The sequence below is a fragment of the Sulfitobacter sp. HI0040 genome (genome assembly GCF_001634885.1).
In the GTDB taxonomy this organism is placed as follows: Bacteria; Pseudomonadota; Alphaproteobacteria; order Rhodobacterales; family Rhodobacteraceae; genus Sulfitobacter.
In genome coordinates, this window is record NZ_LWEX01000245.1 from 1 (window position 1) to 282 (window position 282).

The 282-nt window shown below is 64.9% G+C and carries 1 pseudogene; it reads right to left on the bottom strand.

The window, feature by feature from the left end:
• Positions 1-57 precede the first annotated feature (57 nt).
• Positions 58-282, bottom strand: a pseudogene (locus A3728_RS13020) (dihydroxy-acid dehydratase domain-containing protein); the annotation flags it as partial.

Consider the following 282-nt stretch of genomic DNA (forward strand, 5'->3'; position numbering starts at 1 on the left):
ATCCGCAGATCTCGCGGGTGGTTTTCGAAGCTTCTTTGGGGGGCAGGCTCATGGCGTTCAGGCTCCGAATATGGATGCGCCGTCCGATGCGGCACCGACAGTGTTGCGGAATGTCGCAAAGAGCTCCCGCCCTGTACCCCATTGCGCAGCCGAAAGGTCGGCCTGAGCATCAGGCCGGTCGTCTATATCCGCCAGAACATCTAGCGTTCCCGCCTCGCCATCGACGCGCAGGATGTCGCCGTCGCGGATGCGCGCGATGGGGCCGCCGTCCACCGCCTCGGG